Source organism: Pseudomonas sp. 2725, from assembly GCF_050434585.1.
Taxonomy (GTDB): Bacteria; Pseudomonadota; Gammaproteobacteria; order Pseudomonadales; family Pseudomonadaceae; genus Aquipseudomonas; species Aquipseudomonas jessenii.
The window spans coordinates 1-14,451 of record NZ_JBNDIV010000013.1; the positions used below are offsets into that span (position 1 = coordinate 1).

The following is a 14,451-nucleotide window of genomic DNA, read 5'->3' on the forward strand; positions in this document are numbered from 1 at the left end:
CTCGCGTGTATAGACCTTTCTTTCGTTCATGGAACCTCCAAGTTGGCGAAATCATATCGCCCTTAAGAGGTGTCCGGAATTATTAGGCCAGTTCAGCTTGCCCGCGAAGGGGCCGGCACATCCAACATCAACATTGCCTGACAGGACGCCTTCGCGAGCAAGCTCACTCCCACAGTGGATCGTCAGTGAACACAAAGTCTGTGTACGACCAGGTTCAAATGTGGGAGCGAGCTTGCTCGCGATTGAACGATAACGCGGTATCAAGCCTGGCTTTGTTTAGCCTTCAGATTGCGCGCATACCACGGCCGCTGGGGCACTTTGCGGAACAAATCCTTCAGTTTCGTCTCGTCCTCGCCAAAGGTAATGCGCAACGCCAGCTTCATGGTTTCCGGGTCCATTTCCACTGACTTGCCGGCCTGCAACCCCGGTGTGGTGCTGCAACCGTGGGTACTCGGGCCGAGCCACGGGTCGTCGATCTCGACCCAGCGTCCCGGCGCGAACCATTGCACGCCGTTGACCTGCAGCCGACTGACCTGCCCCGGATGAAAACGCTCGTGGGCGCGAAACCAGTCCTCCAGGCGATCGTCGATCCAGCCGTGGAAATGCCAGAACACCGGGCTGACATGGGAAGAAAACGGGTCGCCGAGAAAATCGTTTTCCGGTGCAAACCAGCGTGCGGAAAAGTCCGCCGGATCCCGGGCGAACGGCACTGGCTGACCGTTGGACGGATCACGCGGCACCGAAGCCCAGCGCATGTGCAGCCAGTCGTGCAGGCCCAGTTCGACCTCCGAGCCGAACTGGCCGAGGGTCAGCGTCGACAGGTAGCGCGGATCGCGGTAGCGGGATTCCCAGACCTGGAAATTGCTGTGATACGTCTCGCCGGTCTTGATGTCGCTGACCCATTGCGTGTACTCGTCATCGTCCTCGGCCAGCCAGGTCGGCGGCAGCGCGGTGCCGTCGTGATTGTCGAAGTAACGCGCAAAGCCGAGCCGGTCCCGCGCCAGCTCCGGTTGCGGCAACGGGAAGTGCGTCCAGGACGGCAGGTCCTGCATCGAACGCGCGGTGCCGAGCATGTGCCTGTGCATGAAGAAAAAGTCCACGCCAGAACCGTTGCGATCCTTGCGCACACCTCGGGCATCGCGCTCCTGGTCCCGCGGTCCGGGTTGCCAGCCGAGCCCGCGCAAGGCGCCGCGCTGGTCTTCGGACAGCTTGTGCCACTTGTCCCGGGAGGCATGCCAGAGCTGGTGGAACAACCGGTGCTCCGGCGATACCAGCCAGGCGAGCAGGGTCGGATTGAGGCCGGCGCGCTCGCGAGCTTCAGGGAACACCCGTTTGACGGCGATGAAGCGATTGTCCTGGGCGGTCAGCATCAGTGGCCGATTCAGGTCCAGCACACGTCCACTGAGACTGCCGCTGCCAGCATTACCGAAACCGGCCCAGACCTCGTCCAGGGTCATGTCGAACTCGTAATCGCAACAGCCGCTGGCGCCCAGCAGACGCCAACCCAGCTGCTTCGGGTTGGTCCCGGACAGATCGCCGAGCACCCGGTAACGGGGCGCTTCGGTGGAGCGCAAACGCTCGGCGGTGTCGAGATAACCACTGACACCGCGCCCCTTGTGGCCGATGTCGAGGAACACTTCCAGGCCTTCGAGGGGCAAACCTTCGATACCGGCGTCACGACCTTCGAAACGAATCTGCCAGACCCCGCGCAAGGTATCCGCCAAGCGTTGGCCGGCAACATCCGCCACCTCGAACGAAGCTTCGCCAGGGGTGATCGTCGGATCCGGCCTGGTCAGTTCGCGATGCCCGTAATACACCGCCGGCACGGCGGCACCGGTCAGCGCCAGACCCGCGAGGAACCATCGTCGAGAAATCGTCATTGCCCTACCTGTGTCAGCCATGGAGCAGGCTTTATCCAAGCTAGAACGTTTGTTGCAGCGCAGAATTTAAGAGCATCGCGAGCAAGCTCGCTCCCACATTGGATCTATGTCGCACTGAAGATCCCTGTGGGAGCGAGCTTGCTCGCGATGAGGCCATCAGCCGCGCTAAATTTTCCGGTCAGCCACTCGTTCCCCCCAGATAGCAAAGGCCCCTGCGCCTGATCCGGGGCGGCGAACCTGACTGAGACGGCAATGACAAAACCACGTTCGAAAAAGGCTCTTTTCATCGGCCTGCCGCTGGCCCTGGCGATCAGCGCGGGTGCAGGCTTCGCGGCCTGGGATCACTGGTTCAGGGACAACCCCGGCTACCCGGTCAAGGTGATGAAACAGGCCGAGCAACTGCAGGAACGCATCCTCTCGTTCGACAGCCACATCACCGTGCCCATGGACTTCGGCACCGCCGGCAACGAAGTCGACAAGGATGGTGAAGGCCAGTTCGACCTGGTCAAGACCGGGCGCGGGCGCTTGTCCGGTGCAGCCCTGACGATTTTCGGCTGGCCGGAAATCTGGAACGGCCCTAACGCGCCCCATCGCCCTACCGCCGGCTTCGTCGACGAAGCCCGCTTTGAGCAGGAAACCCGCTACAAGATCATCAGCGCGATGGTGCGTGACTTCCCCAATCAAGTAGCCATCGCCTACACCCCCGACGACTTGCGCCGCCTGCACGGCGAAGGCAAGTTCGCGGTGTTCATCAGCATGCTCAACGCCTACCCGCTGGGCAATGACCTCAATGCGCTGGACAAGTGGGCTGCGCGCGGCATGCGCATGTTCGGCTTCAGCTACGTGGGCAACAACGCCTGGGCCGACTCGTCGCGGCCGCTGCCGTTCTTCAACGATTCCCGGGATGCCTTGGGCGGGCTGTCGGACATCGGCAAGCAAGCGGTGCATCGCCTCAACGACCTGGGCGTGATCATCGATGTGTCGCAGATGTCGACCAAGGCCCTGGAGCAAGTGGCGCAACTGAGCCGCACGCCGATGGTCGCCTCCCACTCGGCACCGCGCGCCCTGGTGGACATCCCGCGCAACCTCAGCGACACGGAAATGCAATTGATCAAGCACAGCGGCGGCGTAGTGCAGGTCGTCGGTTTCCCCACCTATATCCGCCCGCTGAGCCAGGCCACCCAGGACAAACTCAACGCCCTGCGCGCCCGTTTTGACCTGCAACCGCTGCAAGGTCTGGAGATGGCATTGATGCCCGGCGACCCGGTGATCACCGTCTGGCCCGAGCAGCGTTTCGGCGAGTACGCCAGCCAGCTCTATTCGATCCTCGATGAAGAACCCAAGGCCACCCTCAAGGATTACGGCGATGCAATCGACTACACAGTGAAAAAAATCGGCATCGACCACGTCGGCATCAGTTCCGACTTCAACGACGGCGGCGGCCTGGACGGTTGGAAAGACGTCAGCGAGGCCCGCAACGTGACCGCCGAACTGATCAGCCGCGGCTACAGCGACGCCGACATCGCCAAGCTCTGGGGCGGCAACTTCCTGCGGGTCTGGGACCAGGTGCAGAAGTCTTCCCGGCCTGTCGTAAAAAACTGATTTTTCCTTTTGCCAAAGCGAACCGAATCCATGATCAACCGTCGTTCATTCCTCAAGCAGGCCGGCATTCTGGCGGCCGGCATTCCCCTGGCCTCCGCCGTGAGCCTGCCAGCACACGCCGCCAGCCCCGCGCCACTGCCCAAGGACAAATGGGACCAGTTGCGCCAACTGTTCACGCAGGACCCGAACTACCTGCACTTCGCCAACTTCCTGGTGACCTCGCACCCGCTGCCTGTGCGTGAAGCCATCGAGATGCATCGCGCCAATCTCGATCGCAACCCGGGCCTGGCCATGGACTGGCATCGCGGCGAAACCGAACGCCGCGAAGAAGAGGTGCGCGTGTGGGCCGGTCGCTACTTGAAGGCCAAGCCGTCGCAGATCGCCCTGACCGGCAGCACCACCGAAGGCCTGGCGATGATCTACGCCGGTATCCACGTGCGCCCGGACCAGGAGATCCTCACCAGCGAACACGAGCACTACGCCGCCAACAGCGTGTTCGAATACCGCACCCAAAAGGACGGCACCCAGGTTCGCAAGATCAAATTGTTCGAAGACCCGTACAAAGTCTCGACCGCCGAAGTGCTGGCCGCGATTGAACGCAACATTCGCCCCGAAACCCGTGTACTGGGCATGACCTGGGTGCATTCCGGCAGCGGCGTGAAGCTGCCCATCGGCGAGATCGGCAAACTGGTGGAGGAGAAAAACCGTGGCCGCGCCGACAAGGACCGCATCCTCTACGTGATCGATGGCGTACACGGCTTCGGCGTGGAGAACGTCGACTTCCCGGACATGCACTGCGATTTCTTCATTGCCGGCACCCACAAATGGATGTTCGGCCCACGGGGCACCGGGATCATCTGCGCCCGCTCCGACGAGCTCAAGGACGTGACCCCGACCATCCCGACCTTCTCTGAAGCCACCCAGTTTTCCACCGTGATGACCTACGGCGGCTACCACTCGTTCGAACACCGCTGGGCACTGACCGAAGCTTTCAAATTGCACCTGGAGCTGGGCAAGGCCGAGGTCGCGACGCGCATTCACGACATCAACAGCTACCTGAAGAAACGCTTGCAGGCACACCCGTCGGTGGAGCTGGTCACGCCGCTGTCGCCGGAGTATTCCGCCGGCTTCACCTTCTTCCGCATCAAGAACCAGGACTGCGACGAAGTCGCCAACTTCCTGATGGATCAGCGCGTGGTGTGTGACGCCGTGGACCGTGATGTCGGGCCGATCATTCGTGTGTCGCCGGGGCTGCTCAATACCCAAGCGCACGTCGACAAGTTGATGGAACTGATGGCCAGCAAGCTCTGAACCGCCGATTCCCTTTAGCGAGAACCCTTATGAAAAACACCCTGAACAGGGGGCGTTCCAAAGGCCTGGGCGCCCTGATGCTGCTGGCATTGCTCGGCAGTGCCGTACCGAGCCTCGCCCAAGCATACACGGCGCCGCTGCCGGGCAAGGTCTTCAAGGATTGCCGCAACTGTCCGGAAATGGTCGTGCTGCCCGCCGGCACGTTCACCATGGGCACCCCGGAAGACGAAGTTGGCCGCGAGCCGGATGAAGGCCCGATGCATGAGGTGACATTCGACAAACCGTTCGCCATGAGCCGATACCAGATCACTGCCGGCGAATGGAACCAATACATGAAGGAAACCGGGATCACACTGCCCGATGGCGACACCCGCCCCGGCCGCGAGTGCATCAACAGCAAGCCACGTTATCCACAGAGCCCGCGCCAGCCGGCGGTGTGCATGAACTTCGCCGAGGTCAGTGCCTACGTCGCCTGGCTGTCGATGAAGACCGGCCAGCACTACCACATCGTCAGCGAGGCCCAGCGCGAATACGCCGCCCGCGCAGGGGCAACGGGCCCCTTCCCCTTCCCGTTCGACCCCGGCACCGAGTACAGCATCGCCACCCACGCCAATACCTACGGCCCCACCGATGGCTACAGCTACAGTTCACCGGTCGGCAGCTACCCGCCCAACGCCTTCGGCATGTACGACATGCACGGTAACGTCTACGAGTGGATCGCCGACTGCTACCACCCGGACTACGTCGGCGCTCCCACCGATGGCAGCGCCTGGACCGAACCGAACTGCGACACGCTGCGCATCCGTGGCAACGACTGGGGCGAAGCACCGGTGTTTTCCCGCTCGGGCAACCGCAATGACATCGACCCGCAAACCCGTGGCGACTGGATCGGTTTTCGCGTCGTACGCACTCTCTGACCCCCCTTGCCCTTGTGGGAGCGGGCTTGCTCGCGAAGGCGTCGTGTCAGCCAACATCAACTTTTCTGATCCACCGCTTTCGCGAGCAAGCCCGCTCCCACAGGTTTGGCACCACCTGTCTCCCACCGTTTAAATTAAGCCCTTCACCAGACGTTCTACTGGGTATCTGCCTTACGACCCAAGGAACTGTCTGCCATGACCCAGCCTACCCGAGGCGCCATCGGCGAATTACTGGCCCTGTTGAAACCGTTTCGACTGATCGTCGCCGCGTCCATTTTCCTGGGCATGGTGGGTGGCCTGAGCGTGACGGTGTTGCTGGCCACCATCAACAACGCGCTGCATTCGCCGCACGGCCTGACCCAAGGCGTGGTCGCGCTGTTCGGCGGCCTGTGCCTGCTGGCTCTGGGTAGTTCGATCTGCTCCGACATCGGCACCAACTATGTTGGCCAGCACATCATTGCCAGGCTGCGCAAAACGCTGGGGGAGAAAGTCCTTTCGGCCCCCATCGAGCAGATCGAGCGCTATCGCAGCCACCGGCTGATCCCAGTGCTGACCCACGACGTCGACACCATCAGCGACTTCGCCTTCGCCTTCGCGCCGCTGGCGATTTCCCTGACCGTGACCCTTGGCTGCATGGGTTACCTGGCGATGTTGTCGTGGCCGATGTTCCTGATGATGGTGCTGGCAATTGCCATCGGCACCGGCATCCAGTTCTATGCGCAGGGCAAGGGCATCCAGGGTTTCATGGCCGCCCGCGATGCCGAAGACGATTTGCAAAAGCACTACAACGCCATTGCCGGCGGTGCCAAGGAATTGCGCATCCACCGCCCGCGCCGCCAGCGCATGTTCGTCAAGGGCATCCAGGGCACCGCCGATTTCATCTGTAACACCCAGGTGCGTTCGATCAACACCTTCGTGATCGCCAAGACGCTGGGCTCGATGCTGTTCTTCGTGGTCATCGGCCTGGCGCTGGCGCTGCAATCGTTCTGGCCGAGCGCCGACCAAGCGGTGATGAGCGGTTTCGTGCTGGTGCTGCTGTACATGAAAGGCCCGATCGAGCATCTGGTCAGCACCTTGCCGATCGTGAGCCGGGCGCGGATTGCCTTCCGCCGCATCGCCGAGCTGTCGAGCCAGTTTTCCTCGCCCGAGCCGCACCTGTTGCTCAACGACAACGGCATCCGGCCAACCGTGGTCGACCGCCTGCAACTGAACAACGTCAGCTACGCCTTCCCCGCCGCACCGGGCAGTGACGCGTTTCGCCTGGGCCCGGTGAACCTGACCATCGAGCAAGGCGACATCATTTTCATCGTCGGCGAAAACGGCTGCGGCAAGACCACCCTGATCAAGTTGCTGCTGGGCCTCTACGCGCCGCAACAGGGTTCGATCCAGCTCAACGGCCAGGGCATCGATGCGCACAATCGCGACGACTATCGCCAATTGTTCACCACGATTTTTGCCGATTACTACCTGTTCGATGACGTGGTCCAGGGCGACCAGCACATCCCCGAAGATGCCAACGCCTACCTGCAACGGCTGGAGATCGCGCACAAGGTCAGCGTCAGGAACGGCAGCTTCACCACCACCGACCTGTCCACCGGCCAGCGCAAGCGCCTGGCGCTGGTCAATGCGTGGCTGGAAGAACGTCCGGTGCTGGTGTTCGACGAATGGGCCGCCGACCAGGACCCGACCTTCCGCCGCATCTTCTACACCGAGCTGCTGCCGGACCTCAAACGCCTGGGCAAAACCATCATCGTCATCTCCCACGACGACCGTTATTTCGATATGGCCGATCAACTGGTGCGCATGGAATCGGGCCGGGTCGTCACCGAGCGCGCAACCGCCTAAGCGCCGTGGCCGCACGCAAATCCTTGTTTTTTGAAGTTTGTTTTCCGGTTTAGCCAAAGTGGTCCGTCTAATAATAATTATCATTAACTAAAAAACTGCACACACTATTCTGGAGCGATTCGAGCAATGCAAAGCCTTACTCTGTCCCGCGCACCCTTGGCGTTAGCCATCGAACGGCAAAAGAAATTCCGAACGGTCGTGCCGGGCGCGCTGCTGACCCTGTTGCTGCTGGGTACGTCCCAGGTCGAAGCAGCCCCGGTGAACGTCAATGTACCGGCTCAGTCGCTGGCCAGTGCATTGCGCCAACTGGGCCAGCAGACCAACCTGCAGATTCTCTACAGCCAGGACATGGTCAACGGCATCAAGTCCACGGCGGTGTCCGGCAACATGGAACCGGAACAGGCACTGAAAACCTTGCTGCTGGGGAGCGGCATCAATTTTCAGTTGAATGGCAACACCGTGTCGCTGGTGCCATCGGCCGGTGACTCCAGTGCATTGCAACTGGGTGCGACGTCAATCACCGGCGTGGCGCTGGGGCCGACAACCGAAGGCTCGCACTCCTACACCACCAATGAAGTCACCATCGGCAAAGGCAACATCAAGCTCAAGGACATCCCGCAGTCGGTGTCCGTCGTCACGCGCCAGCGCATGGACGACCAGAACCTGAACAGCCTGCAGGACGCCATGCGTCAGGTCACCGGCGTGACCATCAAGACCTACAACTCCGGCTCCAGCCTCAATGACGTCTACATGCGTGGCTTCCTCGTCGACCAGGTGCAGGTCGACGGCGTCTCGCAGCCCACCGGCCAGGGCGACATGGCCACCAGTTTTGACCTGGCGATGTACGACCGCATCGAAGTGCTGCGCGGCCCGTCGGGCCTGTACCAGGGCGCGGGCGAACCCGGCGGTACGATCAACGTGGTGCGCAAGCGCGCCCTGAGCAAGTTCGCCCTCGGTGGCGAGCTGGCTGCCGGCTCTTACGATCGCTACCGTTCTTCGGTGGATGTCACCGGCCCGTTGAACGAACAGGGCACCGTGCGCGGTCGTTTCATCACCGCCTACGAGAACAACCAGTCTTTCGTCGACTACGCGCAGAACGAACGCCCGATGGTCTACGGTCGCCTGGAATTCGACCTCGACCCGGCCACCACCCTGTCGATCGGCGGCGCTTACCAGAAGAACAACTCCACCCCGGCCTTCGGCCTGCCGGCCTACGCCGACGGCTCATTGCTCGACGTGCCGCGCTCGACCTTCGTCGATGCCAAGTGGAACACCCTCAACGAAAAAGTCTGGGAATCCTTCGCCGAGCTCGACCACGAACTGGACAACGGCGGTCAGTTCAAGACCACCCTGACCTACCGCGATGCCGAAACCCCGGAGCGTAACTTCACCTGGGCCGACGGCGCGGTCGACCCGGCCACCGGTGACAGCTGGGCCGTGGCCTACGACTACTACACCCACATCAAGACCGTCGGCGTCGACAGCTTTGTCACCACGCCGTTCGAGTTCGCCGATCGCCGACACGAGTTCACCGTGGGTGCCGAGTACCAGCACCTGGACAAGGATTTCACCTACGGCGGCGGCGAGTACTTCCCGATCAACGTGTGGAATCCGGGCAGCATCGACATTCCCCGCAACGACTATGCGCACGTCAACGGCAACTGGTCCAAGTCCGATCAGTACGGCGTCTACACCCGCGCCAAGTTCAACGTCACCGACTGGCTCGATGTCATCGGCGGCAGCCGCGTGACCTGGTACGAAAGCGATGCGAAGAACGCCAACGCCTTCTTCAACAACTTCGGCGAAGCCCACACCAGCATCAACCGCAAGGTCGTGCCATACGGCGCCATCATCGGCAAGATCACCCCTGAACTGTCGACCTACTTCAGCTACACCGGCGTGTTCAAACCGCAGAGCGAAATCGGCACAAACGGCGAGCCGGTCGGCCCGCGCGAAGGCAAACAATACGAAATCGGCCTCAAGCGCGAATTCTACGACGGTCGCCTGAACGCCAGCATCGCCGCCTTTCGCATCTACGATGAAAACCGCGCCGAATACGACAACACCTCCGGTGCCTACATGACCGAAGGCAAGGCACGCAGCGAGGGGTGGGAAACCGAGCTGAGCGGCAACCTGACCGACAACTGGAGCATCGTCACCGGTTACGCCTACACCTCCACCAAGTTCCTGGACGGCGACCAGGCCAACAAAGGCAAGACCTTCAGCACCATCACGCCCAAGCACAACTTCAACCTGTGGACCAAGTACGAGTTCACCGACGGCCCGCTCAAGGACTTCAGCGTCGGCGGTGGCGTGCGTGTGGTCAGCGACACCTACTACCAGCGTGACGTGAAGTTCCATCAAGGCGGCTATGCTGTTACCTCAGCGCAAGTCGGCTACAAGTTCAACGAACACCTGTCGTCGACACTGACCGCCAACAACCTGTTCGACCGCAAGTACTACGACCGCGTCGATGCCTCCTGGGGCACCAACTTCTACGGCGACCCTCGCACCCTGACCCTGAGCCTGCGCGCGCAGTACTGATGGCTGAGTGCCTCCACCTGTAGGAGCGAGCTCGCTCGCGATGGTCGTTAACGATAACGCGTGTTCACTGGTTGAACGCTGCGCCTGTGAGTCCATCGCGAGCAAGCTCGCTCCTACAGTGGCCCGGTTCCGTTTTCTGCTTGCGCGGCGCCCCTGATGGCTGCCTGCTTCCACCTGTAGGAGCGAGCCTGCTCGCGATGGTCGTTAACGATTACGCGTGTTTACTGGTTAAACGCTGCGCCTATGAGTCCATCGCGAGCGAGCTCGCTCCTACATTAGTGGCCCGGTTCCGTTTTCTGCTTGCGCGGCGGCCCTGAGTTGCTCGGTATCGACGCGGACAAATGTGGAGTCCCCGACAGCGGTCAGGACATCCCCGGCGAAGACCTCGCAAATAACCCGACTTTTGCGCCCGACCTCGCCCTCGACTTTTGCACGCAGTGTCAGGGGGACACCCATCGGGGTGGGCTTGATGTACTTGATGCCCAGGTTACCGGTGACGCAGGTGATGTGGGGCAAGCTGCCCACCTCGCGCTGTTCTGCCCGGTAGTGATAAGCCATCGCTGCCCAGTTGGAGTGGCAATCGACCAGCATCGCGATCAAACCGCCGTAAACCAGGCCCGGCCAGCCGCAATACTTGTCATCCGGCATGTGCTGCGCCATGACATGCACCCCGTCTTCATGCCAGAAGCTCTTGATGTGCAGCCCGTGTGGGTTTTGGCTGCCGCAGCCATAACAAACGCCTTCAGGCGCGGCGATGTCTTGAAGCGAAATGTCCTGCGTGGTCATACCGTGTCCATCCTTAATACCGGGTGGTTCAAAACGGACCAGGTCGCCCTGGTCCGCACCGTCTGATCAATACTGGCAGAAGCGAATCCGGTTGCCGAACGGGTCGTAGACTTGCAGCTCCTTGCCCCAGCCCTGCTGAACAATATCCGGGCGTCCGTATCCGTAGCGCTTGCCCTGCAATTCGTCCCTGAGCAGTTCGATGTTGTGCATGGGCACGAACACCGTCGAGCCCGGGCTGGCATCGCCGTGGTGCTCGGAAAGATGCAGTTGCAGCCCGTCGCGACTGATGCCCAGGTACAGCGGCAAATCCGCCTCGAAACGATGCTCGAACTCGACGCTAAAGCCCAGGAAATCCAGATAGAACTCACGCGCCTTGGCTTCGTCGAACATCCGTAAGATTGGAATAGGTTTGTCGAACGTTGCAGCAGGCGTGGACGGGGTGTTTGCCTGGGCAAGCAACGCTGACGCGGTGTTCCAGTCCTTGTAGCCCAGTTGCTGGGCGACCAGTTCCAGCGCAGTGGAATGGGTCACCACTTGATTGCGTTCCTCCAGCGAGGCGCGCAACTGTCTGGCCATTTGCTTGGCTTGCTCGATTGAAAACATGACTGCTCCTGTAGCCGAGATGCTTTGGTGCTCGCGTTGCCAAACCTCGACCGTCAAGAGAGGCGACAGGGTTTGTAGAAGGAGGAGACGCTTTCACCTTTCCCAACGGGAGCGAGCGGCGGGCAGCATCGGGCCGAGGTCGATAATACATAGCCGATACGGAATGCGGAAGATGGCTCGGCAGAACCCTGTCCGAGGCCTGAGGACTACTCCTTTAGACGTGAAAGTTGCTGAACCACAAATGCCCCGGAGGTCACCGCGCTGGCTGCCCATGCGCAAGCCACCTGCCAATACCTGAAGGGACCGAGCACATCTCCCATCAGGAAACCGGTCGAAAGCAGAAACAGAAACAACGCAATGGCTGCCAGGACGACGCGTGGAATCGCCATCAACCACCGCCACCAGGCCCCGGGTTCAAAACGCCGCGCCACCCATCGAGTCAACGCTGTCAGCCCAGCCAGCAACGGCGCGGCAATCACCAGCAGGAGTGGAATGATAAAGAGCGCCAGCGTGGGCTCGACTTCTCCACCGTCCTCACCGGGTGTGTAGAAGTTTTCTGTCCAGATTTCCCTGCACAGGGCGGAGGTCAGGAAAATGACGGCCACAGGGGCGATAGGGAATATCAGGCAACTGATGAGGTTTTTTTTAAGTTCCATCAATGAGTCGTCCTTGGTTTTTTTTTCAGAAGGCCGATGGGCTTGATTCTGCGTGGTCCGCTACCGCGTCCATTAGACTTTGATTCGAGAAGAGCTCGCATATCAACCATTACCTGATCATGCGGGACGTTCGGGTACGGGCTTTTAAGCGAAGCCTGCACCTTGGAGCGGAACCAGCAGTCATAGCTGGCGGCATGTTCGTCAGTTTCGAACTTTGGGGTGGTGGTGGAAAGCTCGGTGCTCACATTGACCTCCGGGATCGCTGTCGTCGCTGGCAAGGTGGTCTGTCATTTGCCGGTCCAGCTGTTCATTGCGCGATAGATCGTAAACACCAGACTTCCGACGGCCAACCGCAAACTTTCGTAGGATTCTTCCGGCCGATTCCGAGGTTTTCAACGCTCTCTGACAAGGCAAAACAGCGGGTTAAATGCCACTCGACAGTGTTTGTTTAATTGGCCTACAGGTTACTTCGTGAAAGCCACAACGCCTTGCGTCGTTGCCTACAGGTACGCCAGAATCCGCCGGCTTGTGCGCCTTGGGGGTCGTCGGTAACTTGATTCGGGTCACTGATTGTCGGTGATCGGGTTTAGTAGCCCGGCCAAGGTTAGAACGGTCGCATGAGTATCATCAGTCAGGCATCTGCCTGTGTTTGATGGTGGCTGTGCGCATGGCGCCCCCGGGCGCGCCGGTTCCTCACCTTGCCGGTCTACTAACTTGCGCACAGCTGCCACCCTTTCGTTTAGTAGCGAACTGGTGCTGCCCTACTTAAAGGTAAGTATCTATGTTCAAGGTAACTCCAAACCCGCCGGAATCCGATCCGGCCTCCCCGTACGAAAGCCCCGATTCAAAGCAATTCCACCAAGCCGCCGAGCGCGCGCTCGATCACCACCTCAACCCCGGCACCAACATCATGGCCACCCCGCGCACACCCAGCACGATGTTCATCGTCAATCCCGAACTCAGTACCGAAACCCTTCTGGTGCATGCCAGCGAGTCGCTGGCGTCGGCCAATGTCATGGCCAACGATCTGGTGGATCATCTGAAAGGGACAAGCCGCAATGCGCTGTTGGGGATTGCGCAGGTGATCATGTTGGGGGAACTGGCGGTCAATCGGGCGCTGGATCGGCTTGATCCGCCTTAGTTATCCGAGTCAGCGCAAAACAAACTGTGGGAGCGAGCTTGCTCGCGATGGCGGTGTGTCAGACACATCAATGTTGAATGTGCTGCCGTTATCGCGAGCAAGCTCGCTCCCACAGGGGGACGGCGTCGCTGATCACTACACCATACGTCAGGCCAGACTCTCGCTGATCTGCGCCGCCAGTTGCACCAGCATCCCCGGCACCTCCTGGACCATCTCGCCCATGCGCGCAAAGTCGTGGGTCATGCCGGCCTTGACCTCCAACACCAGGGGTTGCCCCGCAGTACGCAGTTTCTCAGCCCAGGCCAGGCCTTCATCGAGCAACGGGTCGTATTCGGCCAGCCACAACACCGTCGGCGTCAGCCGTTGCACGCACTCGGCGTACAACGGTGAAAAACGCCAGTCGGCACGATCCGCTTCACTGCGTTGGTATTGCTGGTAGAACCATTCCAGCGTGGTGGCTTCCAGCAGATAGCCTTCGGCGAATCGCTCGAGGGACGGGCGTTTTTTTACCGCGTCGATCACCGGGTACAGCAGCACTTGCAGACGAGGCACAAGCGGCCAGCCCAATGGATCCTGGGCAATGGCGATGCACAACGAGGCCACCAGGCTGCCGCCGACGCTGTCCCCGGCCAGTGCGATCCGTCTCGCGTCCAGGCCCAATGCTTTGGCACCGGTAATGGCCAGCCAACGGGTGATTTCTTCGGCATCGTTGTATGCAGTGGGAAAACGGTGCTCAGGCGCCAGTCGATAATCCGCCGACAACACGGCAAACTCCCCCGCCAGCGCCAGGCGCCGGCACAGGGTGTCGTGGGAATCGAGGCTGCCCACCACGTAACCGCCGCCATGGAAATACAACAGCACCGGGCGCGGCTCGTTGTCCGGTTGTGGTTTGGCGTACAGCCGCGCATTGAGCACATGCCCATCCCGTGCAGCAATGCTGACCTCCGTCACCGTCAACGCCCCCGTTGGCGCCGCATCGAGCAACTGCGAAGTCTGTTCGAATTGCTGCCGCGCTTCGCTCGGGTTCAGCTCATGCATGGGTTGGCTTTTGCCGCTGAGGCGGCCGAACTCGGCCAGTTCTAGAAACCCTTCGATGTCCGGGTGCAGTGCCATGGGCGGTAGTCTCCAAAAATAAACAGGCTTGCCCTGGTAAACGAACCGGGCGG

11 protein-coding genes and 1 pseudogene are annotated in these 14,451 nt (G+C 60.9%); 6 read left to right on the top strand and 6 right to left on the bottom strand.

Annotated elements, in window-relative coordinates; translation table 11 throughout:
• Positions 1–260 precede the first annotated feature (260 nt).
• Positions 261–1,880, bottom strand: coding sequence for a PvdJ/PvdD/PvdP-like protein (locus ABIE16_RS27400; RefSeq protein WP_340316042.1), 1,620 nt, complete (start codon positions 1,878–1,880; stop codon positions 261–263).
• Between the two features lie 252 nt (positions 1,881–2,132).
• On the opposite strand from ABIE16_RS27400, the gene pvdM reads away from it, so the two are divergent.
• The 5 genes from pvdM to ABIE16_RS27425 all read left to right on the top strand — a co-directional run bounded on the left by pvdM (position 2,133) and on the right by ABIE16_RS27425 (position 10,099).
• The gene (gene pvdM, locus ABIE16_RS27405; RefSeq protein ID WP_429522326.1) at positions 2,133–3,482 is read left to right on the top strand and encodes a pyoverdine-tailoring dipeptidase-like protein PvdM; all 1,350 of its coding nucleotides are present in this window, start codon (positions 2,133–2,135) and stop codon (positions 3,480–3,482) included.
• A 30-nt stretch (positions 3,483–3,512) separates the two neighbouring features.
• The gene (locus tag ABIE16_RS27410; protein ID WP_429522327.1) at positions 3,513–4,793 is read left to right on the top strand and encodes an aminotransferase class V-fold PLP-dependent enzyme; all 1,281 of its coding nucleotides are present in this window, start codon (positions 3,513–3,515) and stop codon (positions 4,791–4,793) included.
• Between the two features lie 29 nt (positions 4,794–4,822).
• Complete coding sequence (locus ABIE16_RS27415; protein WP_429522328.1) at positions 4,823–5,710, top strand: formylglycine-generating enzyme family protein; 888 nt, start codon at positions 4,823–4,825, stop codon at positions 5,708–5,710.
• A 195-nt stretch (positions 5,711–5,905) separates the two neighbouring features.
• Entirely contained in the window at positions 5,906–7,555 is a 1,650-nt protein-coding gene (locus ABIE16_RS27420; protein WP_429522329.1) for a cyclic peptide export ABC transporter, read from the top strand.
• Positions 7,556–7,681: 126 nt separating this feature from the next.
• Positions 7,682–10,099, top strand: coding sequence for a TonB-dependent siderophore receptor (locus tag ABIE16_RS27425; RefSeq protein ID WP_154861479.1), 2,418 nt, complete (start codon positions 7,682–7,684; stop codon positions 10,097–10,099).
• A gap of 270 nt (positions 10,100–10,369) precedes the next feature.
• Here ABIE16_RS27425 and ABIE16_RS27430 read toward each other — a convergent pair whose 3' ends face one another.
• The 4 genes and pseudogenes from ABIE16_RS27430 to relB all read right to left on the bottom strand — a co-directional run.
• Positions 10,370–10,885: a PaaI family thioesterase gene (locus ABIE16_RS27430; protein WP_340316049.1), complete on the bottom strand. Its 516-nt coding sequence runs from the start codon at positions 10,883–10,885 to the stop codon at positions 10,370–10,372.
• A 66-nt stretch (positions 10,886–10,951) separates the two neighbouring features.
• Positions 10,952–11,488: a glyoxalase superfamily protein gene (locus ABIE16_RS27435; protein WP_057713941.1), complete on the bottom strand. Its 537-nt coding sequence runs from the start codon at positions 11,486–11,488 to the stop codon at positions 10,952–10,954.
• A 206-nt stretch (positions 11,489–11,694) separates the two neighbouring features.
• Complete coding sequence (locus tag ABIE16_RS27440) at positions 11,695–12,144, bottom strand: hypothetical protein (protein WP_429522330.1); 450 nt, start codon at positions 12,142–12,144, stop codon at positions 11,695–11,697.
• A 56-nt stretch (positions 12,145–12,200) separates the two neighbouring features.
• Positions 12,201–12,389 (bottom strand): annotated as a pseudogene (gene relB, locus ABIE16_RS27445) (type II toxin-antitoxin system RelB family antitoxin); the annotation flags it as partial.
• 536 nt (positions 12,390–12,925) lie between these two features.
• Here relB and ABIE16_RS27450 point away from each other — a divergent pair.
• Positions 12,926–13,285, top strand: coding sequence for a DUF6124 family protein (locus tag ABIE16_RS27450; RefSeq protein ID WP_429522331.1), 360 nt, complete (start codon positions 12,926–12,928; stop codon positions 13,283–13,285).
• A gap of 147 nt (positions 13,286–13,432) precedes the next feature.
• On the opposite strand, the gene ABIE16_RS27455 is transcribed toward ABIE16_RS27450, so the two are convergent.
• On the bottom strand, positions 13,433–14,398 hold the full coding sequence (locus tag ABIE16_RS27455) for an alpha/beta hydrolase (protein ID WP_429522332.1): 966 nt from the start codon (positions 14,396–14,398) through the stop codon (positions 13,433–13,435).
• Positions 14,399–14,451 lie beyond the last annotated feature (53 nt).

Excerpts from the sequence above, each read along its gene's own strand:
- ABIE16_RS27400 (WP_340316042.1), bottom strand. The coding sequence starts at position 1,880 with ATGACGATTTCTCGACGATGGTTCCTCGCGGGTCTGGCGCTGACCGGT.
- pvdM (WP_429522326.1), top strand. The coding sequence starts at position 2,133 with ATGACAAAACCACGTTCGAAAAAGGCTCTTTTCATCGGCCTGCCGCTG.
- ABIE16_RS27410 (WP_429522327.1), top strand. The coding sequence starts at position 3,513 with ATGATCAACCGTCGTTCATTCCTCAAGCAGGCCGGCATTCTGGCGGCC.
- ABIE16_RS27415 (WP_429522328.1), top strand. The coding sequence starts at position 4,823 with ATGAAAAACACCCTGAACAGGGGGCGTTCCAAAGGCCTGGGCGCCCTG.
- ABIE16_RS27420 (WP_429522329.1), top strand. The coding sequence starts at position 5,906 with ATGACCCAGCCTACCCGAGGCGCCATCGGCGAATTACTGGCCCTGTTG.
- ABIE16_RS27425 (WP_154861479.1), top strand. The coding sequence starts at position 7,682 with ATGCAAAGCCTTACTCTGTCCCGCGCACCCTTGGCGTTAGCCATCGAA.
- ABIE16_RS27430 (WP_340316049.1), bottom strand. The coding sequence starts at position 10,885 with ATGACCACGCAGGACATTTCGCTTCAAGACATCGCCGCGCCTGAAGGC.
- ABIE16_RS27435 (WP_057713941.1), bottom strand. The coding sequence starts at position 11,488 with ATGTTTTCAATCGAGCAAGCCAAGCAAATGGCCAGACAGTTGCGCGCC.
- ABIE16_RS27440 (WP_429522330.1), bottom strand. The coding sequence starts at position 12,144 with ATGGAACTTAAAAAAAACCTCATCAGTTGCCTGATATTCCCTATCGCC.
- ABIE16_RS27450 (WP_429522331.1), top strand. The coding sequence starts at position 12,926 with ATGTTCAAGGTAACTCCAAACCCGCCGGAATCCGATCCGGCCTCCCCG.
- ABIE16_RS27455 (WP_429522332.1), bottom strand. The coding sequence starts at position 14,398 with ATGGCACTGCACCCGGACATCGAAGGGTTTCTAGAACTGGCCGAGTTC.